Raw genomic sequence first — 207 nt, forward strand, 5'->3', positions numbered from 1 at the left:
TCAAATTTAATCAACACCCACACTATAACCACGCTTAATAACTCAAATAAAATTGATAATATCAATAATCAAAAAGATATAAACAGTATTAGCAACCAAAGCAAGATAACTACAATCAATAATCAAGGCAGTATAGATGAGATAATAAATGAAAAAGATATAAATAATATCTCTAATAAGCATATAATAGATAGCATTAAAAATCAA

At 23.7% G+C, this 207-nt stretch carries 1 protein-coding gene; it reads left to right on the forward strand.

What is annotated here, in order from left to right; genetic code table 11:
• On the forward strand, window positions 1-207 hold a 207-nt coding region (locus CSUIS19072_RS08510), incomplete at both ends, for a hypothetical protein (protein WP_337212295.1).

The sequence above is a fragment of the Campylobacter sp. RM19072 genome, assembly GCF_024723485.1.
In the GTDB taxonomy this organism is placed as follows: Bacteria; Campylobacterota; Campylobacteria; order Campylobacterales; family Campylobacteraceae; genus Campylobacter; species Campylobacter porcelli.